General features: G+C 34.3%; 2 protein-coding genes. Both read left to right on the top strand.

The window, feature by feature from the left end; all coding sequences use genetic code 11:
* Window positions 1-23 precede the first annotated feature (23 nt).
* Entirely contained in the window at window positions 24-212 is a 189-nt protein-coding gene (locus tag K8089_RS16315; RefSeq protein ID WP_237604341.1) for a type II toxin-antitoxin system HicA family toxin, read from the top strand.
* A gap of 4 nt (window positions 213-216) precedes the next feature.
* Window positions 217-530 (top strand): XRE family transcriptional regulator (locus K8089_RS16310; RefSeq protein WP_237604340.1); only part of this gene is annotated, 314 nt, incomplete at its 3' end.

Below are 530 nucleotides of genomic sequence, written 5' to 3'. Positions count from 1 at the left end.
TATTAATCTAAAGTGTAAACAGAATGAAATGTTCCAAACTGTACCGAATTTTGACAAAAGACGGTTGGTACGCAGTTTCACAAAAAGGTTCGCACGTTAAAATGCGACACGAAACGAAAAAAGGAACGATTATATTTCCAAATCACGGAAGCCAAGAAATGGGTAAAGGATTGGAAAATAAAATTTTAAAGGATGCGGGGCTTAAAAAGTAAGAAAATGAGGAAAAAGAAAAAAATCATAATGACCGTTGAGAAAACCGACACAGGATTTTCTGCATTTTCGGAGGATTATCCAATATTTACAACTGGAAAATCCATTCCGGAATTGATTAATAACGCTTATGAGGCAACGGAATTTTATTTTGAAGAAGAACCAGTAAAATTAGACCATAGAGACATCAAGTTTGAAATCGACTTTCAACAGTTTTTCAAATTTTATAAAGTAATAAACGCTAATTTCCTGGCCGAGAAAATCGGGATGAACGCTACATTACTATCACAATATGTACAAGGGCACAAAAAACCTTCAGC

Origin of the sequence: Aequorivita vitellina (genome assembly GCF_022008365.1) — a bacterium.
Classification (GTDB): Bacteria; Bacteroidota; Bacteroidia; order Flavobacteriales; family Flavobacteriaceae; genus Aequorivita; species Aequorivita vitellina.
Note: the sequence above shows the minus strand (reverse complement) of the source record. Positions and strands in the feature narration are given on the sequence as shown.